This is a genomic window from Kitasatospora saccharophila, assembly GCF_039529925.1.
GTDB classification, from domain to species: domain Bacteria; phylum Actinomycetota; class Actinomycetes; order Streptomycetales; family Streptomycetaceae; genus Kitasatospora; species Kitasatospora saccharophila.
Window position 1 is genome coordinate 68,607 of the sequence record NZ_BAAANS010000015.1, and the last position, 21,137, is coordinate 89,743.

General features: G+C 74.2%; 17 protein-coding genes and 1 pseudogene. 5 read left to right on the forward strand and 13 right to left on the reverse strand.

Going from position 1 to position 21,137, the window contains the following annotated elements; all coding sequences use genetic code 11:
* Positions 1–292 precede the first annotated feature (292 nt).
* The 7 genes and pseudogenes from ABD345_RS13515 to ABD345_RS13545 form a co-directional block, all read right to left on the reverse strand.
* Positions 293–1,387, reverse strand: a pseudogene (locus tag ABD345_RS13515) (glycosyltransferase); the annotation flags it as partial.
* Entirely contained in the window at positions 1,384–2,184 is an 801-nt protein-coding gene (locus ABD345_RS13520; RefSeq protein ID WP_344552250.1) for a polysaccharide deacetylase family protein, read from the reverse strand. The gene ABD345_RS13520 and the pseudogene ABD345_RS13515, both read right to left, overlap by 4 nt.
* Positions 2,174–3,991, reverse strand: coding sequence for a lipid II flippase MurJ (locus tag ABD345_RS13525; protein WP_344552251.1), 1,818 nt, complete (start codon positions 3,989–3,991; stop codon positions 2,174–2,176). The genes ABD345_RS13520 and ABD345_RS13525 overlap by 11 nt, the downstream gene beginning before the upstream one ends.
* A complete protein-coding gene (locus ABD345_RS13530) occupies positions 3,988–5,316 on the reverse strand; it encodes an O-antigen ligase family protein (RefSeq protein ID WP_344552252.1) in 1,329 nt (442 codons plus the stop codon). Before ABD345_RS13530 ends, ABD345_RS13525 begins: the two co-directional genes overlap by 4 nt.
* A 4-nt stretch (positions 5,317–5,320) precedes the next feature.
* Entirely contained in the window at positions 5,321–6,892 is a 1,572-nt protein-coding gene (locus ABD345_RS13535; protein ID WP_344552253.1) for a sugar transferase, read from the reverse strand.
* 295 nt (positions 6,893–7,187) lie between these two features.
* Positions 7,188–8,351 carry a glycosyltransferase gene (locus tag ABD345_RS13540; protein ID WP_344552254.1) on the reverse strand — a complete coding sequence of 388 codons (1,164 nt, stop codon included), beginning with the start codon at positions 8,349–8,351 and terminating at the stop codon, positions 7,188–7,190.
* Positions 8,352–8,470: 119 nt separating this feature from the next.
* Entirely contained in the window at positions 8,471–8,911 is a 441-nt protein-coding gene (locus tag ABD345_RS13545) for an SRPBCC family protein (protein ID WP_344552255.1), read from the reverse strand.
* Positions 8,912–9,014: 103 nt separating this feature from the next.
* Between ABD345_RS13545 and ABD345_RS13550 the strand changes: the two genes are divergently transcribed.
* Complete coding sequence (locus tag ABD345_RS13550) at positions 9,015–9,914, forward strand: HipA family kinase (protein ID WP_344552256.1); 900 nt, start codon at positions 9,015–9,017, stop codon at positions 9,912–9,914.
* 15 nt (positions 9,915–9,929) lie between these two features.
* Here the strand turns inward: ABD345_RS13550 and ABD345_RS13555 are convergent, their stop codons facing one another.
* Together ABD345_RS13555 and ABD345_RS13560 are read right to left on the reverse strand one after the other, a co-directional pair.
* The gene (locus tag ABD345_RS13555; protein WP_344552257.1) at positions 9,930–11,414 is read right to left on the reverse strand and encodes a S8 family peptidase; all 1,485 of its coding nucleotides are present in this window, start codon (positions 11,412–11,414) and stop codon (positions 9,930–9,932) included.
* Between the two features lie 248 nt (positions 11,415–11,662).
* Complete coding sequence (locus ABD345_RS13560) at positions 11,663–14,605, reverse strand: glycoside hydrolase family 48 protein (protein ID WP_344552258.1); 2,943 nt, start codon at positions 14,603–14,605, stop codon at positions 11,663–11,665.
* 258 nt (positions 14,606–14,863) lie between these two features.
* Between ABD345_RS13560 and ABD345_RS13565 the strand changes: the two genes are divergently transcribed.
* Positions 14,864–16,432 carry a cellulase family glycosylhydrolase gene (locus tag ABD345_RS13565; protein WP_344552259.1) on the forward strand — a complete coding sequence of 523 codons (1,569 nt, stop codon included), beginning with the start codon at positions 14,864–14,866 and terminating at the stop codon, positions 16,430–16,432.
* Positions 16,433–16,463: 31 nt separating this feature from the next.
* Here ABD345_RS13565 and ABD345_RS13570 read toward each other — a convergent pair whose 3' ends face one another.
* Together ABD345_RS13570 and ABD345_RS13575 are read right to left on the reverse strand one after the other, a co-directional pair.
* A complete protein-coding gene (locus tag ABD345_RS13570; protein WP_344552260.1) occupies positions 16,464–16,769 on the reverse strand; it encodes a YrdB family protein in 306 nt (101 codons plus the stop codon).
* Positions 16,766–17,113: a hypothetical protein gene (locus ABD345_RS13575; RefSeq protein WP_344552261.1), complete on the reverse strand. Its 348-nt coding sequence runs from the start codon at positions 17,111–17,113 to the stop codon at positions 16,766–16,768. Before ABD345_RS13575 ends, ABD345_RS13570 begins: the two co-directional genes overlap by 4 nt.
* Positions 17,114–17,172: 59 nt before the next feature.
* On the opposite strand from ABD345_RS13575, the gene ABD345_RS13580 reads away from it, so the two are divergent.
* Together ABD345_RS13580 and ABD345_RS13585 are read left to right on the forward strand one after the other, a co-directional pair.
* Positions 17,173–17,619 carry a MarR family winged helix-turn-helix transcriptional regulator gene (locus tag ABD345_RS13580; protein ID WP_344552262.1) on the forward strand — a complete coding sequence of 149 codons (447 nt, stop codon included), beginning with the start codon at positions 17,173–17,175 and terminating at the stop codon, positions 17,617–17,619.
* A 141-nt stretch (positions 17,620–17,760) separates the two neighbouring features.
* The gene (locus ABD345_RS13585) at positions 17,761–18,189 is read left to right on the forward strand and encodes a nitroreductase family deazaflavin-dependent oxidoreductase (RefSeq protein ID WP_344552263.1); all 429 of its coding nucleotides are present in this window, start codon (positions 17,761–17,763) and stop codon (positions 18,187–18,189) included.
* 22 nt (positions 18,190–18,211) lie between these two features.
* On the opposite strand, the gene ABD345_RS13590 is transcribed toward ABD345_RS13585, so the two are convergent.
* Complete coding sequence (locus ABD345_RS13590; RefSeq protein ID WP_344552264.1) at positions 18,212–19,204, reverse strand: aldo/keto reductase; 993 nt, start codon at positions 19,202–19,204, stop codon at positions 18,212–18,214.
* A gap of 119 nt (positions 19,205–19,323) precedes the next feature.
* On the opposite strand from ABD345_RS13590, the gene ABD345_RS13595 reads away from it, so the two are divergent.
* A complete protein-coding gene (locus ABD345_RS13595) occupies positions 19,324–19,962 on the forward strand; it encodes a TetR/AcrR family transcriptional regulator (RefSeq protein ID WP_344552265.1) in 639 nt (212 codons plus the stop codon).
* Positions 19,963–20,266: 304 nt separating this feature from the next.
* Here ABD345_RS13595 and ABD345_RS13600 read toward each other — a convergent pair whose 3' ends face one another.
* Complete coding sequence (locus ABD345_RS13600; protein WP_344552266.1) at positions 20,267–21,025, reverse strand: DeoR/GlpR family DNA-binding transcription regulator; 759 nt, start codon at positions 21,023–21,025, stop codon at positions 20,267–20,269.
* Positions 21,026–21,137: the final 112 nt, after the last annotated feature.

Here is a 21,137-nt window from a genome sequence, read left to right on the forward strand (position 1 = left end):
GTGCGGGCTTGCGCGCCGCGCGCCGGGCGGGCGGGACGGGTGCGGTCGGCGGCGCCGGCTCGGCGGCGGGCTCCGGTACGGCGGCCGGCTTGCGTCCGACCCGGCCCCGGAGCGCCCGGGCGAGCGCCCCCGGACCCCCGTCCGGGGCGCCGGCGGCCCGGGCGGAGCCGCGGCCCGCGCCGGCGCGGCGACCGGCAGTCGACACCACCGGGTCCGGGCTCCCGTTCGGAACACCCGCACCACCGGCAGAGCCGCGGCCCGCGCGCTCCCGGGGGGCGTCGGCGGGCTCGCCGACGGCCTCGCGGTAGAGGGTGGCGAGTTCGGCGGCGATCCGGGCGATGTCGTAGTGGGCCACGACGGGGGGGACGGGGTGGGGGCCGGGGCGGGTGGTGGCGAGGAGGGCGAGTTCCCGGGCGTAGGGCTCGGGTTCGGAGGGGAGCAGGCGGGCGTGCGGGGCGGCGTCGGGCGGGAGTTCGGCGAGGGCCGGGCAGGCGGAGTGGAGCAGGGGGAGCCCGGCGGCGAGGCCCTCCAGGGCGGCCAGGCCGAAGGTCTCCTCGCGCGAGGGCGAGACCAGGACGTCGACGGCGGTGAGGAGTTCGGGCACGTCGTCGCGTTCCCCGGTGAGCACCAGGCGGTCGCGGACGCCGAGCCGGGCGGCCAGGTCGAGCAGGGCGGCCCGTTCGGGGCCCTCGCCGATCAGCAGGAGGCGGGCGTCGGTGAGTCGGACCAGGGCCTCCAGCGGGACGTGGAAGCGCTTGCCGGGCACCAGCCGGCCGACCGCGCCGATCACGAACACGCCGATGGGCAGCCCGAGTTGGGCGCGCAGTCGGCCGCGGTGGGCGGCCCGGACGGCGGGGGCGAAGCGGTACCTGGCGGCGTCCACCCCGTTGGGGAGCAGCCGGACCCGGTCGGCGGGCACGCCCCACTCGTCCAGGACCGCGGCGACCTGGCCGGAGACGGCGAGGGTGGTGGTGCCGAGGCGTTCGGCGCCCAGGTAGAGGGCGCGGACGCCGCGCGTGGTGGGACGGCCCTCGATCACGCCGGACTGCAGCGAGTGCTCGGTGGCGATCACCGTGCGGACCCCGGCCAGCCGGGCGGCCAGCCGCCCGTACAGCATGGCCCGGTAGAGGTGGGTGTGCACCAGGTCGTAGCGGCCGGAGCGGATCAGCCGGGTGAGCCGGGGCAGCACGCCGAGGTCGCGGTTGCCGCGCATGTCGAGGTGGTGGACGGTGAAGCCGTCGGCGCGCAGTTCGCGGGCGACCGCGCCGGGGTTGGTGAGGGCGGCCACCTCGTGCTCCTGTTCCTTCGGCAAGTGCCGGAGCAACAGGGCGAGTTGGCGTTCGGCGCCGCCCGCGTGCAGGCCGGTGACCACGTGCAGGACTCTCATCGGGGCTCCCCCGCGGTGGCCTTCGGCTCGGACTTCGGCGGGGCCCAGCGCAGCCCGGTCACGGCGTCCCGCCAGCGGTGCCGACCGTGCTTGGCGCGCAGCCGCCAGGCGCCGTCCCGGTCGCCGACGTAGCAGCGCGGCAGGGCGTGCCGACCGGTCAGCCAGGAGTGCTCGATGGCGCAGGCGTAGTCGTAGCCGGCGTCCCGGACGGCTCGGGCGGCGGGCAGGTCGACCGCGCCGTACGGGTAGCAGAAGCCGGTGACCGGGGCGTCGAGCAGGTCCTCCAGGGCCCGCCGGCTGTCCGCCGTCTGGCGCTCCAGGGCCGCCGGGGAGAGGCCGGGCAGTGCCTGGTGGCCGAGGCCGTGCGAGCCGATCTCCCAACCGGCGCCCGCGAGTTCGACGACCTCCTGGACGGTCAGCAGCTTCTTGCGCGGGCCCTCGGTGTCCCAGCCGTTCTCGCTGCCGAGCAGGTCGGGGACGACGTACGCGGTGGCGGTGAAGCCGTACTCGCGCAGCACCGGGACGGCGTGCCGGGCGAAGTCCGCGTAGCCGTCGTCGAAGGTCAGGCCGACCAGGCGGGACTCCCGGCCGCGGGCCTGCGCGGCCAGCAGTTCGCGGACGCTGACGCCGCGCCGGCCGGTGCGGTGCAGCCAGTCCATCTGTTCCGCGAACCGCTCCGGGGTGACGGTGAGTTGGTACGGATCCTCGTCTTCCTCGGCCACCGAGTGGTACATCAGGATCCAGGGCGCGAGCCTGGGGGCGAGTGCCTGGGCCGGCAGGCGGGGGTCAGCGGCCATGCGGCTTCCCTTCGGCGGCGGTGGACGGGTCGGTGGTGGGCGGAGCGGTGCCGTTCGGCGCGCCGGCGGGCGGAGCGGTGCCGCGATGCGCGCCGGCGGGCGGGGGGACGGCGGGGGCGGCGGCGGTCCCCGGGCGGCGGGCCCGGGCCAGCAGGCCGAGCACCGGGCCGCGCACCTCGGCGGCGCCGAACAGCGTGCCGAGCGCGGCGAAGACCAGCAGCACGGTGGCGCCGCCGAGCAGCGCGGCGGGCAGCGGGTCGGCGGTGGTCCGGGTGGCCAGCCAGCCGAGCGCGGCGGCGGCGAGGGCGGCGCCCAGCAGCCGGGCCTGGCCGCCGAGCACCCGGGGCAGCCGCAGCGCGACGCCGCGCAGCATCAGGCCGCGCATCAGCAGCGCCGCGGTGGTGGTGATGCCCGCGGCGTTGCCCGCGGCCAGGCCGAGCGCCCCGAAGTGCGGGGTGGCGCCGACGCCGACGGCGACGGTGACGGCGAGGCCGAGCAGCATCGCGCCGACCGGGTACCAGTCCGGCCAGGTGATCCGGTCGCCCTCGGCGCGCGGGGTGTCGGCGCGGCGCACCACCGGGCGGACGCAGAAGTACGGCCGGACCATCACCCCGATCATCGCCTGCGCGGGCAGGCCGAAGGAGTAGACCCGGATCACCGCGGCGGTGGCGGAGGTGTCGGCCGGGCCGAACGCGCCGCGCTGGAACAGCAGGGCGACCAGCGCGGGGGCGCAGGCCATCAGGAAGGCGGTGCCGAGCAGGACCAGCGCCGCGGCCTGGCCGAGGTCCTTCTCGACCCGGTCGCGGGCGGCCGTGAAGTCCCCGGCCGCCATCGCCCGGGCCACCACCGGGAAGGTCACGGTGACGATCAGGATCGCCGAGGTCATCGCCAACTGGCTGACCTTGGCGGCGTAGTTGAGGTGCGAGATGGTGCCGGGCGGCAGTCCGGAGCCGAGGTAGCGCTCGATGAACACCTGGGCCTGCCGGGTCAGCGTGAACGCGGCGACCGGCAGCAGCGCCAGCGGGATCAGCACCAGTCGGCGGGCCGCGCCCCGGCGCAGTCCGCGCCGCCGTCCGCCGGAGCGCAGCCGGCGGGCGAACGGCAGCAGCAGCACGCCCGCCATCAGCGCGCTGCCGACCGCGACGCCGATCGCCGCGGAGCGCACCCCGAGCAGCCGGTGGCCGCTGAGCAGCAGCACCAGGATGCCCAGGTTGTACATCACGTAGATGACGGCGGGCGCGGTGAAGGAGTGCAGGGCGCGCAGCGCGGAGGCCAGGTACCCGGCGACGCCGAACGGCAGGATGGTGAGCGCGGTGATCCGGGTGCAGGTGACGGCGAGCCGCGGGTCGGCCAGGCCGGGGGCGAGCAGGTCGACCAGCCGGGGGGCGCCGAGCGCGACGGCGCCGGAGAGCGTGCAGAGCGCGAGCAGCAGCCAGGGCAGCGTGGAGCGGGTCAGCTGCCGGACCGGGTCCGGCCCGTGCGGGCGCTCCTCGCGCAGGACGAGGGCCAGGCTGAAGGCCGGGATCATCAGGAACGCCATCGCGTCCTCGATCAGCAGCGGCGCGAAGGTCTCCGGCACCGTCCAGGCGACCAGGAAGGCGTCGGTGCCCTGGTTGGCGCCGAAGTAGCGGGCCAGCAGCAGGTCGCGGAGCAGGCCGAGGGCGGAGCCGGCCGCGCTGAGCAGCGCGGTGACGCCGAACGCCTTGGCCAGGAAGCCGCGTCTGGCGGGTTCGGCGGTCGCCCGCGGGGCGGGGACGGTGGCGGTGGCGGTGGCGGCGGGCCGGGCCACCGGCTGGTCTGTCGTCATGCACCGTCTGCTTCGCGGGAGTCGGGGGCGGGGCCGGGGAAGGCGGTGCGGGCGGCCAGGCCGAGCACCACGGAGGTCAGCACGGTGGTGGTGCCGCCGATGTCGGCGTAGAGGAAGTCCCAGAGCACCCAGCAGAGCAGTGCGAGCGCGGCCAGGCCGGGGCCGGCGGCGCGGCGCAGGCAGCCGAGCAGCAGGGCGAGGAACAGCGCCAGGTAGGCGACCACGCCGAGCAGGCCCTGCTCGCTGAGCACCAGGAAGTACATGTTGTGCGGGGAGAGCAGCGGTTCGCGCTGGAAGCCGATGGTGGAGTCGGCGGCGTCGCTGCCGGAGGACAGCCGCAGCGGGGCGTGGCTGTCGCGCAGCTGCTGGAACGCCTTGGGTCCGGCGCCGGTGACCGGGTGGTCCTGCCAGATCCGGCCGGCGGTGGACCACAGGTCGTAGCGGTCGGAGACCGACTGGTCGGGGGCGGCGGAGACCGAGCCGATCGAGCTGAGCCGCTCGGTGACGCCGGAGGCGCCGAGGCCGAGGCCGCCGACCAGCACCACCGCGGCGGCGGCGCCGACCAGCACGCCCTTGACGGCGAGCCGGGCGTCGGCGCGCAGCAGCAGCACGCCGGCGGCGACGGCGGTGGCGATCCAGCTGCCCCGGCTGAACGAGACGGCCAGCGGGAAGGCCAGGAACGCGGCGCTGGCCCACATCGCCCGGCGCAGCACCCTGCTGCCGCCGGGGCGGCGCTCGGCGAGGGCGAGCCCGAGGGCGGCCAGCAGCCCGTACGAGACGACGGTGGACATCGCCATGACGTCGAGGGCGCCGAAGGTGCCGATCGCCCGGATCGGCTGGCCGGTGTAGGAGGCGCCGGTGCGGGTGAGGTACTGGTTCGCGCCGACGGCGCCCTCGATCAGGGCGGCCAGCACGAAGGAGCCGAGCACCAGGCGCCGGTCGCGGGTGTCGCGGACGGCGAGCAGCACGGCGACGGGGACCAGCACGAAGATCTGCACCAGCCGGACGAAGCCGGTGGCGCTGCTCGCCGGGTCGATCGAGTGCACGGTGGCGACGGCGGCGGCCAGCACCACGCCGCCCAGCAGCGCGCAGGCGGCCGGGTCGAGCCGGGGCAGCCGGCCGCGCAGCAGGTCGAGGGCGATCAGCCCGACCAGGGCCAGCGAGGCGAGGTCGGCCGGGGTGACGTGCACGGACGCGGTGACGTCCTTCTCCCCCGTCGGCACGCACACCAGGAGGACCGTCGCGGCCGCGAGCCAGCTCGCCCTGGGCGGGACTATTGCGGCCAACCGCCTGGCTGGGTACGGGAGTTGGAGGGCGATGGCCATGGGTTCAGCTCCCGTCCGGGCGGACCACCAGGGCGGCGGTGCGGAGCAGGACCTTGGCGTCCCCCCACAGGCTCCAGCCCTCGATGTAGCGGTTGTCGAAGCGCGCCCGGTCCTCGATCGAGGTGTCCCCGCGCAGGCCGTTGACCTGGGCCAGGCCGGTCAGCCCGACCGGGACCCGGTGCCGGTCGGCGTACTCGGGGTACGCCTGGCCGAACCGCATGACGAAGTAGGGGCGTTCGGGGCGCGGGCCGACCAGGCTCATGTCGCCGCGCAGCACGTTCCACAGCTGCGGCAGCTCGTCCAGCGAGGTCCTGCGGAGGAACTTGCCGATCGGGCCCATCCGGTGGTCCTGCGCGATGTTCCAGCGGGTGGCCGACTCGTGCTCGTTGCAGGGGCGCAGGGTGCGGAACTTGAGGACGGTGAAGACCTTGCCGTCCAGGCCGGTGCGCTGCTGGCGGAACAGCACGCCGGGGCCGGTGTCCCAGCGCACCGCGAGGGCGCAGGCGGCCAGCAGCGGGGAGATCAGCAGCAGGCCGAGGCCGGCCGCGGCGATGTCGAAGCCGCGCTTGACGACCCAGCCGCCGCGCCGCATCGCGGGCGGGCCCAGGCGCAGACAGGGGAAGCCCCACAGGTGGTCGCCCGCGCCCTGGACCGAATCGAACTCGCGCAGGCCGGGCACCAGCCAGACCTGGCAGCCGAGCCGGGCGGCGTGCCGCAGCGCGGCCAGCGTGTCGGCCTCGTCGGCGGCGCCGGCGGTGGCCAGCACGTGGTGGATCCGGTAGCGGCGCAGCACCCGGCCGAGCACCTCGCGGCCGCCGAGCACCGGCAGCGGGCCGCCGGCCGGGAGCAGCACCGGGTCCGGGTCGAGGTAGCCGACCGGGCGCAGGCCGTACTCGGGGCGGGCGGTGAGCACCGCGGCGATCCGCTGGCCGAGTTCGCCGGCGCCGAGGATCAGCACCGGGCTGGGGCGGCGGCGGCGGGAGCGGCGGGTGAGGTGGTGGACGAGGGCCCGGCCTAGGGCGGCCAGCGGGAGCACCAGCAGCAGCAGGGCGAGCAGCCGCAGCGGGCTGACCGGGCCGAGGTCGGCCCAGCGGCCGGCCAGGCAGGCGTCGGCGGTGATCGCGAAGGCGGTGGCGACGGCGGCGCGGGCGGCCAGGGCGGGCAGTTCGTCGAGCGCGGACAGGCTGAGCCGGGCGCGGTAGAGGCCGCCGGCCAGGTTGAGCGGGAGCAGGGCGGGCAGCAGCAGGGCGGCGGTGGCGGCCGGGCGGGTGCCGGCGGGGGTGGTGGCGGCCGCGGCCAGGCCGACGGCGAGCGCGTCGGCGGCGGCCAGCGAGAGCGGCAGGGCGACCCGGGAGTGCAGCCGACCGCGGTGCCGGCCGACGCCGGACGAGGTGCGGGGCGCGGCGGCCCCGGCCCGCGGGCGGCTCTTCGTCCGGGTGCCGGGGCGGCTCTTCGTCCGGGTGCCCGGGCGGTCGAGGACGCCGGTGCCGGGGCGGCCGTCCGGCCGGGTGCCGGGCCGGTCCGGGCCGGTCAGCGTTCTGCCCGGTCGCGGCACGCTCTCGTGGTCAATGGTCATCAGCGCACGAACTCCCCTGCTGTGTACCCGCCGCGGCCGGGCAGTCGGACCGGACGCGCACCGGCTCGGCGCCCCGGCCCGGTGGACGCGGTCCAGGTAAGCACCTGCTGCCGTGAAAGGCCGTCGACCATTTCGCTGCCGATAATGGGGACGAAGCAGGCAAAATCAGACATTACCGAACGCCAACCGGCGCGCAGGGGGCTGACATGCCATTTCATTCCACCCGCCCAATAATCAGACATTCAGGAAAGAAGGCCGCACCTGCGCGGGCGGGCGTTCACGGTCTGACAAACGATCAGAAGCGCTGCTGGACACGGTCCTTGCGGGCCACCGGCACCGCGCCACCCCGAACAATCGTCCGGTAGACCGCCGCCACCTGCTGAATCACCCCGCGAATATCGTGATGATCTGCCATGTGTGACCGGGCCAGAACTCCACGCCTTTCGCATTCCGCCTGGTCGCCCAGGAATTCGGCCAGCCGTTCGGCCAGCGCGACGGGATTCTCCGGCGGCACCACCGCGCGCTCCCGCTCCCCCGGCGGCAGGCACTCCCGGGCCCCCGGCACGTCGGTCAGCAGCACCGGCCGGCCGCAGGCCATCGCCTCCAGCGGGGCCAGCGCCATCCCCTCCCAGCGCGAGGGCAGCACCGCCAGGTCGGCCGCCGCCAGCCACAGCCGCGGGTCCGCCACGTCGCCCACCATCCGCACCCGGGACGGGTCCGGCAGCGAGCGCACCTGCTCGGCCAGCGCCTCCGCGTCCGGACCGCCGCCGACCAGCACCAGCCGGGCCGCCGGGCGGGCCAGCTGCACCCGCGTCCAGGCGTCCAGCAGCACGTCCTGGCCCTTCTGCCGGCACAGCCGCCCCACGCACACCGCCAGCGGGTCGGCCCGGTCCAGGCCCAGGGCCATCCGGGCCGCCCGCCGGGAGGCCGGGTCGGCGGGCGCGAAGTGCTCCAGGTCCACGCCGTTGGGCACCACCCGCCAGTCGGCGACCAGCCCGGCCCCCTGGCCGTCGGCCCGCTCCCGCTCGCTGACGCACAGCACGGTGCGGGCCCAGCGGGTGGCGTGCCGCTCCCAGCGCAGGCTGGCCTCGGCCATCGCGCCGTCCACCGCCGCGAACGACCAGGCGTGCGGCTGGAACACGGTGGGCGGGGTGCCGCGGGCCGCCAGCCGTCCGGCCAGCCCGGCCTTGGCGCTGTGCAGGTGCAGCACGTCCGGGCCGGTGCGGCGGATGATCCGGCGCAGCCGCCAGGTCTCCCCGGCGACGCCCGCGCCGGGCGAGCGTTCGGCGGGCCAGTCCAGCACCCGGGCGCCGGCCGCGGCGGCCTCGCGGGCGAGCCGGCCGCCGGGGGGGCACGCCACCAGGACCCGGCACCCCGCCGCGCGCTGCCCGCGCACCAGGTCCACCACCACCCGGGCCACCCCGCCGTCGACCGGCTGGGACACATGAAGGATCGTCATCTGCACGGCCCGGAGCCTAAGTTGACGGTAGCGCCCGCCCGGGCCCGCTTCACCCGTCCGGGGAAACCAGACACCCGTACGGCTGACGCGCCGCACGGGTGTCCGAGTGCCGGGGGTGCTCAGCCGAGCTCGGCCGCCAGGTTGGCCAGCACCTGGTCGTGGATCCGGTTCAGGCCCTTGGGCGCGAACGTCCGCTCGAAGAAGCCGCCGATGCCGCCGGCGCCGGTCCAGGTCGCCTCCACGGTGACCCTGCTGCCGCTCTCGCCGACCGCCGACACCGTCCAGGTGATCACCATCGAGGAGTTGGCGTCGGTCTCCACCAGCTTCTCCGGGCTGGGCGCCGACACCGTGAACAGGCAGTCGCGCACCCGGCTCTCGGTCGCCTGCAGCTTCCAGTGCACCTGCGTCCCGGCGCCCCGGCCGCCGGAGCGCACCTCGTACTCGCTGTACTGCGCGGGCAGCAGCTTCGGCCGGGTCACCGCGTAGTCGGCCAGCACCTCGTACACCCGCGCCGGGTCGGCCCCGTACGTCCGCTCGGTGGTGGCGTGCACCTTGCCCATCGCTTCACTTCTCCTCGGTCGGCTGCTCGACGGTCGGCCCCACCCAATCACCGTCCCGGACGGCCGCCAAACCGGGGGCGGCGGGCCGCGTTAGGCTGGGCGGATGCTCGATGAGGTGAAGGCGCTGCGCTATGTCGACCCGCTGCGGGCGGGCGGGTCGGTGCCCGGGGTGGTGGAGGCCGACGACCTGGGGACGTACGTGGTGAAGTTCACCGGGGCGGCGCAGGGCGTGAAGGCGCTGGTGGCCGAGGTGATCGTGGGCGAGCTGGCGCGGCGGCTGGGGCTGCGGGTGCCGCCGCTGGTGCTGGTGGACTTCGACCCGGCGGTGGCCGCGGACGAGCCGGACCAGGAGATCCAGGACCTGCTGCGGGCCAGTGCCGGGCGCAACCTCGGGATGGACCTGCTGCCGGGGGCGCGGGACTTCCGGCCGGGGATGATCGAGGTGTCGCCGGCCGAGGCGGGCCGGGTGGTCTGGCTGGACGCGCTGACCGGGAACGTGGACCGCAGCGTGCACAACCCCAACCTGATGGTGTGGCACGGGCGGCTGTGGCTGATCGACAACGGCGCGGGCCTGGTCTTCCACCACCGCTGGGCGTCCGCGGCCGCCTCGGTGCACAAGCGCTACGACCTGAGCGGCCACGCGCTGGGCGGCTGCGCGCCCGACCTGGCCGCCGCCGACGCGGCGCTCGCCCCGCTGGTGACGCCGGAACTGCTGGGCGAGGTGGCCGCGCTGGTGCCGGACGCCTGGCTGGCCGACGAGCCGGGTTTCGACTCGCCGGCCGCGGTGCGGGAGGCGTACGTGGCGCACCTGGCCGCCCGGGTGGCGCGCTCGGCGGCCTGGCTGCCGGAGGGCTTCGCGACGCCCGAGCAGATCCGGGCCGCCGAGGAACGGGCCGCCGCCGCGCGGCTGGCGGCCCGTCCGGCCTGGTTGAAGCAGGTCCCGAACCGGGCCGGCCTGGCTCCGGTGGAGCCGGACTGGTCCCGGCACGTCGGCGGGGAGTGAACTACTGGCGGCGGGTCAGTTGCGCCACCAGTCGGCCGCCTTCGCGGCGGAGACCACGCCCGCGCCGTAGAAGCCGTTGTTGCGCTCGGGGCCCTCGCAGGTGGCCTGGTACAGGCCGGTGCCGCCCGGGTTGAAGACGCCGGTCGGGCAGGCGTGCGGGTCGGCCTGCTTCACCAGCAGGGCGCGCAGCTGCTCCGGACCGGCCCACGGGTGGGTGGAGGCGAGCAGCGCGGCGACGCCGGCCACGTGCGGGGAGGCCATCGACGTGCCGGAGCTGTAGCCGTACTTGTTGCCGGGGATGGTGGAGAGCACCGCGCCGCGGCCGTCGGGGGTGTCCGGCACCTGGTAGCGGCTGTCGCCGCCGGGGGCCGCGACGGTGACCTTGTTCAGCCCGTAGCTGGAGTAGTACGCCTTGTCGCCCTTGACGCCGATCGCGGAGACCGCGACCACGCCGGGCAGTTCGGCGGGCAGGTCGAGGCAGCTGTCGTCGATCGGCCGGGTGACCGGGTCGGTGTCGTCGGGGCTGGAGACGTCGACCGTCTTGTGCGCCAGGTCGATGTTCTCGTTGCCCGCGGCGGCGACGTTCAGCACGCCGTTGCGGCGGGAGTAGTCGACGGCCCGGCGGACCGCCTCGCTGACGGCCGCCTGGTCGGGGTCGTCGGCGCAGTTGAACATCCACGGGTCGACGTAGTAGCTGTTGTTGGTGACCTGGAAGTGGTGCTCGGCGGCCCAGACGAAGCCGCAGATCGCGTACTCGGGGTAGATGAACCCGCCGTCGTCGACCACCTTGACGGCGGCCAGCCGGACGCCGGGCGCGATGCCCTCGACGCCCTTGCCGTTCTTGGCGGCGGCGATGGTGCCGGCCACGTGGGTGCCGTGGCTGCTGGTGGTGGGCTGCCAGGACTGCCAGTCGGTGTCGGGGCTGCCGCTGAGGCAGGACGCGGAGAGCTCGGGGTCGACGTTGGCGGCCAGGTCCTCGTGGGTGGCGTCGATGCCGGAGTCGAGCACGCCGACCACCACCGAGCGGCTGCCGAGGGTGGACCGGTGCGCCTGGTCGACGCCGATCTGCTTCATGTCCCACTGGTTGGCCCAGAGCGGTTCGCTGCCGTCGGCGGGCGCCGCGGCGGGCACGTCGGCCTCCTGGACGGTGCCCTCGGCGCCGCCGGCCTGGATGCCCGCGGTGCGGCTGGCGCCGACCGAGTCGATGGTCTTCGAGGCGCGGAGCCGGCCGGCGAAACCGGGGTCCGCGGAGCGGGCGATCACCACGCCTATCTGCTCGTAGGAGGCGACCACGGTGCCGCCGGCCGCCTTGACCTCCCGTTCGGCCTTCTGGGTCTGGCCGTGGTTGGCCCGGGTGTTGACGACGTAGCTGAGCAGGGGTCCGTCGGCGGTCGCGGCCGACGCGGCGGCGGCGGGCAGGGCCAGTGCGCCGGCCGTGGCCAGGGTGAGGCAGGCCGCGGTGGTGGTGAGTGCGGAGCGACGGATCCGGGGAACTCTCATAGGGGTTGACCCTCCCGAGTGGCGGCGGCGCGATCGAGGGTGATCGATTGCGTCCGAATGGCCGGGAGACTATTCACCCGATATGACAAAAATCAAGAGGTAGTAAAGCAATCTCCTCAGAACGGGCGAGTGCCCGGTCCGCTGTCGGTCGGACCGGGCACTCGCGCTCGGGGTGACGGCGGATCAACCGCCGGGGGTGGATCGGCCGTCGGTGGCGGCGGCCGCCGGGGGCGTCGGCCCCCGCCGGGTCAGCCGCCGAACAGTTCGCCGTAGGTCGCCATCGCCGTGGCGATGTCGGCCTGCGCCCAGAACCGGTGGTACGTGAAGGTCGGCGCGGCGCCGCCGTTCAGGTACGTCTGGACCTTGGCGAACGAGGGGTCGTTCTTGTACCAGGACCGGATCGACAGGAAGGTGGAGCTGCTGTTGATCGGGTCGCCGTTGGGCATGGTGCCGGTCCAGCCGCTGGGCACCGAGACCGAGTCGTTGAACCGGCTGTAGTCGGTGCGGGTCTCCGGGATGGAGATGCCCAGCGCGTCCTGGTTGTTGGTCCACATGCCGTCGAGCAGCTTCTGCGCCGCGCTCTTGGCCGCCGCGTTGCCCGACTTGGCCGCGTAGTACGACAGCAGCTTGGCGTAGGAACCGGCCACGCCGACGTCACTGGTGTAGTCGAGCACGCTCACGTGCAGGCCGCTGTTGGCGCCGGGGGAGGTGGCGTTCCAGGTGTCCGGCTTGCCGCTCCAGGACAGCGTGGACGGGATCTGGTAGCTGCCGTCCGCGTTGAAGGTGGTCTTGGACAGCGCCCAGGTCACCCACTTGTCCAGGATGGCCTTGGCCTTCGGGTCGTTGCTGGAGTAGTAGTACTCCGCCATCCGCTCCAGGCCCCAGGCCTGGAAGCCGAACCACTGGTTGGAGGCCGGGTCGTGGTACACCGGCGCCTCGTCGTAGAACATCCCGTAGAAGGTCGGGGTGCCGGCCGGCGGGGTCCCGTAGTCGCCCTCCCAGCTGTTGGTCGCGCCGCCCGCGATCGCGCCCTCGTTGGACTGCAGCCACTGGGTGAACTCGACCTGACGGGCCATCGAGGTGGTCCAGTCGGACTTGCCGGTGGTCGACTTGGGGGCCATCGCCGGGTCGTTGACCAGCGCGTACGCGGCCATCGGGTTCTGGTAGCCGCCGTGCGCCGCGCTGTCGCCGATCCGCCAGGACCAGCCGGCCGAGGTGTCGGTGGCGCCGCCCCAGGCGTAGTACCAGGACAGCAGGTAGTGCTCGGAGGTCTTGCCGCTGCCGGGCGCGCAGGCGCTGGCGCCGACGCAGTTGCCGATCTGCTTGAAGTACTTGTCGAAGAACGAGTACCGCAGGTAGTCGCCCATCTTGCCGGCCTTGGCCACCGTGGTGGCGACCTGCGTGCCGTTGCCCTGCGCCTTGGCCCAGGTGTCGGCCCAGTAGGCGGCCTGGATGGCGCGCGCGTCGGCGTCCGGCGCGTCGGTGTCCGGCGCGTCGGTGTACTTCCACTGCTTGGCGTAGGAGTTGTCCTTGACGAACAGGTCCAGGTACCCGTTCTTGCCGCCGTACTTGAAGTTGTCGCAGGTCGGCTGCGGGATGGTCTCGAACACCGACTCCTGCGCACCGCGCTGGTAGGTGTTGATGAACGAGGGGCCGGGCGAGGTCGGACCGGCCTCGCACTTGCCCGGGCCGTTGCCGTAGCCGTAGACGTTGTCCACGTCCTGCAGCCAGTGCATGCCGTAGATGTCGTCGGTGCCGTACGCGCTCTTCAGCTCACCGGCGATCGGGTCGCTGCCCGCGGTGATCGAGGTGTCCAGCGCGGCCGGGTAGTCGCTCGGCAGCGGGCGCTCGGGCGCGTAGGTGGCCGGCTTGGAGGCGTTGTAGAACGAGTTGGTGGGCTGGTCGGCGTGCCCCGGGATCATGTACGTCTCCATGAGCGTCCATGCCGCGTTGAACTTCGACCAGTCCTGGGTGACCCGCCCGTACTGGGCCTCCAGCCAGATCAGGTACGAGTACGCCTCCGAGGTGGTCTCGTGCCCCTGGTCGGGGGCCTCGACCAGCAGGGTCTCCACCGAGTGGTACGGGATGCCCTCCGGCGAGAAGTAGCCGTTCGCCGGGTTCTTGATCTTGTTGTACAGCTGCAGGAACCGGTCGTTGTACACGCCCGAGGCGGCGGCCAGTTCGGTCACCGTGACCGCCGAGGAGGTGTACCCGGTGGCGGTGGAGGTGAAGGTGGCCGAGCCGGTGGAGGCCGCGTCGGCGGTGAGCGTGACGGTCTGCGCCGTCGACCAGTTGCTCGGGGTGAAGGTCAGCGTCGCGCCGGAGCTGATCGACAGACCGGTGTTGCCCGAGGTCCGGGTGGTGGTGACGGTGACGTTGGCGCTGGGCTGGCTGGACAGCTTCACGGCGAAGCTGCCGGTCTTGCCCTGGTTGACCGACAGGGTCAGCGGGGTCGCGCTGATCGCCGGACCGGACGCCACCGTGACGCCCGCCGGGGTCGACTCGCTGCTCGCGCCCAGGCTGTCGTACGCCTTGGCGTAGATCGAGTGGTTGCCGCTGGCCGCGCCCGTCCAGCTGTAGGTGTACGGGGCGGTGGTGGCGGTGCCGATCAGCGTGGTGTTGTCGTAGAACTCGACCTTGCTGATGCTCGCGCCGTCCGCCGCCGCGGCCGTGGCCGAGAGCGGGATGGCCGCCCCCGCCTGGTAGTTGGCGCCCGGGGCGGGGCTGGTCAGCGTGGTGGTCGGGGCCGCGTGCGCGCCGGTGCAGCTGGTGCCGTTGACCGCGAAGGAGGTGGGCGCCGCGTTGGTGCCGCTGTACGAGAAGTTGGCGCCCGCGGTGGCCGAGCCGCCGGCCGCGATGGTGCCGGCCCAGGCCGGGGCGGCGACGGTCACGTTCTTGCCGGACTGGCTCCAGGTGCCGTTCCAGCCGGTGCCGGAGAGGGTCTGGTTGCCGGTGTAGGCGTAGGTGAGCGTCCAGCCGTTGAGCGCGGCGGTGCCCTTGTTGTTGATCGCCACGTTGGCGGTGAAGCCGCTGCCCCAGTCGTTCGTCGTGTAGTCGACGGAACACTGGACGACGGCGGCGGAGGCCGGGACGGCGACCGCGGTCGACAGGCCGGCGGCGAGCAGCGTGAGGGCTGCGGTGAGCGCCGAGACCCGATTTCGAGGCACCCGGTGACGGGTTGGGGACGACATGGCGGCTCCTCGGAGGGGGTGGGTGGGGGAGTCCGGGGACGGTCGTGCAGGGGTGGTCCGGACGGTCGGCAGGGGGTGCCTTCCGGCGCGGTCCACGGGGCCGTTCTGTGGGAGCGCTCCCAAATATCGGGAGGCATAAGCGGAGTGTCAAGAGAGTGCGCAGCCGAGGCCGGTTGGCAACTCCCTTGCCCCTGGCTATGGTTCGGGGCGGGCCTGTGGGAGCGCGCCCATTTCTCCCCCTCCTTCGAGGAGTCGGACATGTCCGTCCGCACCACCACCCTGGCGCTGGTCTCGGCATTGGCCGCGACCGCCGCGGCCACCCTCGCCCTCACCGGCGCGGGCACCGCGGCCGCCGCCGGCGTCCAGTGTTCCGTCGACTACACGACGAACGACTGGGGCAACGGCTTCACCGCGAACGTGAAAGTTACCAACGCGGGCACCACCGCGATCGACAACTGGAGCGTCGGCTACTCCTACACCGGCAACCAGACCCTCTCCGGCACCGGCTGGAACGGCACCTGGAGCCAGTCCGGCAAGAACGTCACCGTCGCCGCCCCGGCCTGGGCCGGCACCCTGGCGGCCGGCGGCTCGGCCACCGCCGGCGCCAACTTCTCGTACAGCGGCAGCAACGCGGCGCCCACCTCGTTCACCGTCAACGGCGTGGCCTGCAACGGCGCGGCGAGCCCCTCGCCGTCCCCCTCCCCCTCCCCCTCGCCGTCCGCTTCGGCCTCCCCTTCCCCTTCGGCGTCCGCGTCCGCCTCGGCCTCGCCGTCGCCGTCGCCCTCCGCCTCGTCGAGCGGCGGCACCGGTGGCGGCAAGGCCCCGGCGCTGCACGTCTCCGGCAACCAGCTGGTGGACGCCAACGGCAAGCAGGTGGTCCTGCGCGGCGTGAACCGCTCCGGTATGGAGTTCATGTGCGTCCAGGGCTACGGCTTCTCGGACGGGCCGGTGGACGCCGCCTCGATCGCCGCGATCAAGAGCTGGAAGGCCAACGCCGTCCGCGTCCCCGTCAACGAGGACTGCTGGAACGGCTACGCCAACGTCAAGCCGGAGTACGCGGGCGAGAACTACCGCACCGCGGTGAAGAACTTCGTCTACGCGCTGCGGGACGCCGGGCTCACCCCGATCATCGACCTGCACTGGACCCAGGGCCTCTACACCGGCAACTCCTCGGGCTGCTCGGACGTCAACTCGACCTGCCAGAAGCCGATGCCGGGCGCCGGTGCGGCGACCTTCTGGTCCTCGGTGGCCACCACCTTCAAGAACGACCCCGCGGTGGTCTTCGACCTGCTCAACGAGCCCTACGCGGACCGCGCCGTCTCCGGCATCGACCAGGCGTGGAACTGCTGGCGGGACGGCGGCAGCGCCTGCCCCGGCATCAACTACCAGGTCAGCGGCATGCAGACGCTGGTGAACTCGGTCCGCGCGGCCGGTGCGAACAACGTCGTCCTGCTCGGCGGCCTGGCCTACTCCAACGACCTCGGCCAGTGGCTCGCCCACAAGCCGACCGACCCGGCGGGCAACCTGGCCGCCTCCTGGCACGTGTACAACTTCAACACCTGCGCCAGCCAGTCCTGCTGGAACTCGACCGTGGCGCCGCTGGCCGCCCAGGTCCCGGTGGTGGTCGGCGAGATCGGTGAGAACGACTGCGCCCACTCCTTCATCGACCAGGTGATGTCCTGGGCCGACGCCGCCAAGGTCTCCTACCTCGGCTGGACCTGGAACACCTGGGACTGCGGCCAGGGCCCGTCGCTGATCTCCGACTTCAACGGCACCCCGACCGCGTTCGGCCAGGGCCTCAAGAACCACCTGGCCGCCGTCAACTGACGATCCGTCCGGTTCCCGGCGGCCGCGCCGCTCACACCGACCGCCTCCGGCGGGCGTACGTGTGCAGCGCGGCCGCCGCGCCGGTGCCGAACCAGCAGAGCTCGAACGCCGCCCGGGCCGCGCCGTGCACGGGCCGGTCGGCCGTCGGGGCCGCGAACCGCCCCCACAGCACGGCGAGCACGGCCACCGCGCCGACCGCCGCCGCCAGGCGCACCCACCGCCGGCCCGGCCCGCGCCAGGCCCACCGGGCGACTGCCGCGTACACCGCGAGTTCGGCCGCGAACGCCGGCACGTCGAGCACCGTCAGGGCGGTGGCGCCACCCGCCGGGGCGCTCACCGGGCCAGCAGACAGGCGGAGAGCAGGTGCAGGACGGCGCACGCGCCCGCGCCGATGCCCATGCCGAGGTTGCGCTGCCGGAAGCCGATCGCCGAGTCGGCCACCTGGGCCAGGCCGGAGACCAGCAGCAGCGGCCACGCCGCCGCCCCGCCGACCCACACCGCCGCCGCCGTGGCCACCCCCAGCGGGAGCGCCCGGGCCGCGTAGGCCCGGGCGTACAGGTGCACCCCGGCAGTGGCCGGTTCGCCCGCGGGCAGCGCCAGGGCGGGCCGGAGCACGCCCGCCACGCTCGATCCCGCGCTCATCAGTGCGGCCAGCGCGTTGGCCGTCGACAGTGCGCCCATCTCGTCTCCCCGTGAATCATTCGAGCCGTGAACGATATGAGGAAGCTACCATTCTGGGCATGAGCGATGTCAAGGGATCGGCCGCCCTCCGCGCCACACTGGTCTTCAACCTGGGCACCCTCGGCGCCCTGGCCGCCGACCGCTTCGCGGCCCGGGTCGAGGAACTCGGCCTGAAGCCCAAGCACGCCGGCCTGCTGGCCGCGCTGGACGCCGGATCCGCCGCCTCCCAGCAGGAGTTGGCCGCCCGCCTCGGCGTCGCCCCCAGCCTGATCGTGTCCCTCGCCGACCAGCTCCAGGCGCTCGGCGCGGTCGAACGGCTCCGCGACCCGGACGACCGCCGCCGCCAGGTCCTCACCCTCACCCCCGAGGGCCGCCGCCTGCTGTCCCGCTGCGCCGAGGCCGCCGAGGCCGCCGACGCCGAACTGGCCGCCGGGCTCGACCCCGACCGGCGCGCCGCGCTCGCCGAGGGCCTGCGGGCGCTCGGCGCACGGCACGTCCCGCACTAGCGGTCGGCCGGGGCCGGCCGGTCGGACGCGTGGAACAGCCGGGTGCGCCGAAGCCGCCGGGCGAAATCCGGTGTGCGGAGGTGCGGGTGACGCGTAGCGTGCGTGATGGTCCGTCAGTTCGCCCGTCCGAGAGGTGTCCTCGTGTCGTCAGAACGGCTCCAGCGCAACCAACTGGTGATCGACGAGTTCCGCTCCGCCGGCGGGGTGGTCGGCGGCGACTTCGCCGGGGTGCCCCTGCTGCTGCTCACCACCACCGGCGCCCGCAGCGGGGAGCCGCGCGTCATGCCGGTGACCTACCTGGAGGACGACGGGCGGCTGGTGGTCTTCGCGGCCAACGGGGGCCGGCCCAACCGCCCCGGCTGGTACCACAACCTGCTCGCCGACCCGGCCGCCCGCGTCGAGGTCGGCACCGAGAGCTTCCCCGTCACCGCCTCGGTGGTCGAGGGCGCGGAGCACGACCGGCTCTGGGCGCTGCAGTTGGTGCGCACCCCGTACTTCGCGGACTTCCAGGAGCGGGCCGGGCGCCGGGTCCCGGTCGTCGTCCTGACCCGGGAGGTCGCGCCGCACTGACCGGGGCCGGGGCGCCCGGGTGTCACCAGGCGTACGCCTCGGGGGCGGGCTTGGAGCCGTTGGGCGCGGGAGAGGGGAAGAGCCGGTCCAGCTCGGCGAGCGTGTCGGCGTCGAGCCGGATCTCCAACGCGCGCAGCGCACCGTCGAGTTGGCCGATCGTGCGGGGCCCGATGATCGGCCCGGTGACGCCCTCCTGGGCGAGCAGCCAGGCCAGTCCGACGTGCGCGGGGTCCTCGCCGAGCCGGTCGCACAGCTCCTCGTACGCCGCGACGGCGTCGCGCCGCTCGTCGAGCGCGGCGGCCCAGATCCCCGAGCCGCTGCGGACGGCGAGCCCGTCGCGCTGCTTGCGCAGGACGCCGCTGAGCACCCCGCCGTGCAGCGGCGAGTAGGGGATCACGCCGATGCCGTACGCCCGGGCGGCGGGCAGCACCTCCAGTTCGATCCAGCGGGTCATCAGGTTGTAGATCGACTGCTCGCCGACCAGGCCGAGGAAGTGCCGGGTCCGGGCCGCCTCCTGGGCCTGGGCGAGGTGCCAGCCGGCGAAGTTGGAGGAGCCGAAGTACAGCACCTTGCCCTGCTGGCGCAGCACGCCGAACGCCTCCCAGACCTCCTCCCACGGCGTGCTCCGGTCGACGTGGTGCATCTGGTACAGGTCGATGCGGTCGGTGCCCAGCCGCTTCAGCGAGCCCTCCACCGCCCGTCGGATGTGCAGCGCGGACAGGCCGCCCTCGTTGGGCCCGGAGCCGGTCGGGAGGTACGCCTTGGTGGCGAGGACGGTCCGGTCGCGACGTCCGCCGCCCCGGGCGAACCACCGGCCGATCAGCTCCTCGGTGAGGCCCTCGCCCGGCCGGGCGCCGTAGGAGTCGGCGGTGTCGAAGAAGTTGACGCCGTGCTCGTGCGCCCGGTCCATGATCGCGTGGCTGTCCTCCTCGGAGGTGCGCGAGCCGAAGTTCATGGTGCCGAGGACGAGCCGGGACACCGAGAGGCCGCTGCGTCCGAGACGGGTGTACTCCATGGGCTCCAACCTTTCCGTGAGGGCATGAGCCGCATCAGTCGGGATGCATGGAAGCTATAACTTGCAACACTGATGACGCAAGTAGCTGGCGAACCATGACATCCGCGTATGCTTTCGCCATGGAGATGCAGTCGCAGGCACAGGCGGACACGTCCGGGAAGCCGCACGGGAAGGCGGCCCCCGCCGGCGGTCGGCCGCTGCGCGCGGACGCCGAGCGGACGGTCACGGCGATCCTGGAGGCGGCCGAACGCACCCTCGGCCGGGACCCGGCGGCCACCATGGAGCAGATCGCCGAGGCCGCCGGCGTCGCCCGCACCACCGTGCACCGGCGCTTCGCCACCCGCGAGGTACTGGTCGACGCACTGGCCCTGTGGGCCACCCGGCGGTTCGCCGCAGCCGTGGCGGAAGCCCGCCCCGACACCGCCCCGCCCCTGGTCGCGCTCTACCGGACGACCGCCAACGTCCTTGCGATCAAGGTTGGTTGGGGATTCGCGATGAGCCAGGCGTCCTCCGCCGACCCGGAGGTGGCACGCATCCACGCCGAGGTGCGGGAGACCTGCGAGCGGCTGTTCGTCCGCGCCCGGGAGGCGGGCGTCCTGCGCCCCGACGTCGACGTGCCGTGGACGCGGCAGGTCTACTACGCCCTGATCCACCAGGCCGCCCAGCGCCGGGACGACTCGGACCCCGACGCCCTCGCCACACTCGTCGTGGACACCCTGCTCCGAGGCGCCGGAACACCGCACCCGGACCGGCTGTGACGGCCATGACAACTGGCAATGGCCTTGCCGGATAGGCGAGTTCGACTCTTCGCGGTGCACCCGGCGCGGCTGGCGGATGATCACCCCGGCGACGGCGAAGCGCTCCGGATCACCGGACAACAGCCTTGCCGGAAAAGGGGGTTCGGCCGTTCGCGGTGCGCTCGGCCCGCTCGGCCCGCTCGGCCCGCTCGGCCCGCCCGCCGGAGGCTGCGAGGCGCTCCGCGCGCCCGAGGCGGCACGCACCGCACCCACCCCCCGCGCAACAGCCGTGCCGTCAGCGACGGTTCAGTCGGTCGCGGTCCGCTCAGCGCGCCTGGCGGACGGTCACGCCGGCGGCGGTGAGGCGTTCCAGTGCCGGGTGGGCGGGGTCGGCGTCGGTGATCAGGCCGGCGACGCGGTCCCAGGGCAGGACGCGGAACGGGGAGGCGGCGCCGATCTTCTCGGCGGAGGCCAGGATCCAGGTCTCGGCGGCCCGGGCGGACAGGGCGCGCTTCATCGCGGCCTCGTCCGCGTCGCCGGTGGTGAGTCCCGCCTCGGGGTGGACGCCGGTGACGCCGAGCAGGCAGAGGTCGGCGGAGACGTTCTGCGCGGCCTCGACGGCGGCGGCGCCGCAGGCGACCGCGGAGTGCTTGAACACCCGGCCGCCGAGCAGGAACAGTTCGGCCCGGGGGTGCTCCAGCAGGGCCGCCACCACCGTCGGACTGTGGGTGATCACGGTGCAGTCGAGGTCGGGCGGGAGCAGGCCGGCGACGGCGAGCGCGGTGGTGCCGCCGTCCAGGATCAGCGTGCCGCCGGGGCGGATCAGTTCGACGGCCGCAGCGGCGACCCTGCGCTTGCCGCCGGGTGCCACCGACTGCCGCTCGGTGTAGCCCGCCATCGCCGGGGAGGCGGGCAGCGCGCCGCCGTAGACCCGTTGGCACAGGCCCTCGGCGGCGAGGTCGCGCAGGTCGCGGCGGACGCTGTCCTCGGAGATGCCGAGTTCGGCGGCGACGTCCTTGGCCACCACCTTGCCCTCCCGGGCCAGCAGTTCGAGCAGGTGGTCGCGCCGTTCAGCAGCCAGCATCCGCATTCTCTCCTGTTCTTTCACGTTTCTGCATGTATTGTAGCGCCCCATGACCCAGCAGACCGCAACGATCCCGTCCTCGGCCCGCCCCGGCACCGGCCCCGACTCCCCC

Coding starts and splice junctions, on each gene's coding strand:
- ABD345_RS13520 (WP_344552250.1), bottom strand. CDS start 2,184: ATGGCCGCTGACCCCCGCCTGCCGGCCCAGGCACTCGCCCCCAGGCTC.
- ABD345_RS13525 (WP_344552251.1), bottom strand. CDS start 3,991: ATGACGACAGACCAGCCGGTGGCCCGGCCCGCCGCCACCGCCACCGCC.
- ABD345_RS13530 (WP_344552252.1), bottom strand. CDS start 5,316: ATGGCCATCGCCCTCCAACTCCCGTACCCAGCCAGGCGGTTGGCCGCA.
- ABD345_RS13535 (WP_344552253.1), bottom strand. CDS start 6,892: ATGACCATTGACCACGAGAGCGTGCCGCGACCGGGCAGAACGCTGACC.
- ABD345_RS13540 (WP_344552254.1), bottom strand. CDS start 8,351: ATGACGATCCTTCATGTGTCCCAGCCGGTCGACGGCGGGGTGGCCCGG.
- ABD345_RS13545 (WP_344552255.1), bottom strand. CDS start 8,911: ATGGGCAAGGTGCACGCCACCACCGAGCGGACGTACGGGGCCGACCCG.
- ABD345_RS13550 (WP_344552256.1), top strand. CDS start 9,015: ATGCTCGATGAGGTGAAGGCGCTGCGCTATGTCGACCCGCTGCGGGCG.
- ABD345_RS13555 (WP_344552257.1), bottom strand. CDS start 11,414: ATGAGAGTTCCCCGGATCCGTCGCTCCGCACTCACCACCACCGCGGCC.
- ABD345_RS13560 (WP_344552258.1), bottom strand. CDS start 14,605: ATGTCGTCCCCAACCCGTCACCGGGTGCCTCGAAATCGGGTCTCGGCG.
- ABD345_RS13565 (WP_344552259.1), top strand. CDS start 14,864: ATGTCCGTCCGCACCACCACCCTGGCGCTGGTCTCGGCATTGGCCGCG.
- ABD345_RS13575 (WP_344552261.1), bottom strand. CDS start 17,113: ATGGGCGCACTGTCGACGGCCAACGCGCTGGCCGCACTGATGAGCGCG.
- ABD345_RS13580 (WP_344552262.1), top strand. CDS start 17,173: ATGAGCGATGTCAAGGGATCGGCCGCCCTCCGCGCCACACTGGTCTTC.
- ABD345_RS13590 (WP_344552264.1), bottom strand. CDS start 19,204: ATGGAGTACACCCGTCTCGGACGCAGCGGCCTCTCGGTGTCCCGGCTC.
- ABD345_RS13595 (WP_344552265.1), top strand. CDS start 19,324: ATGGAGATGCAGTCGCAGGCACAGGCGGACACGTCCGGGAAGCCGCAC.
- ABD345_RS13600 (WP_344552266.1), bottom strand. CDS start 21,025: ATGCTGGCTGCTGAACGGCGCGACCACCTGCTCGAACTGCTGGCCCGG.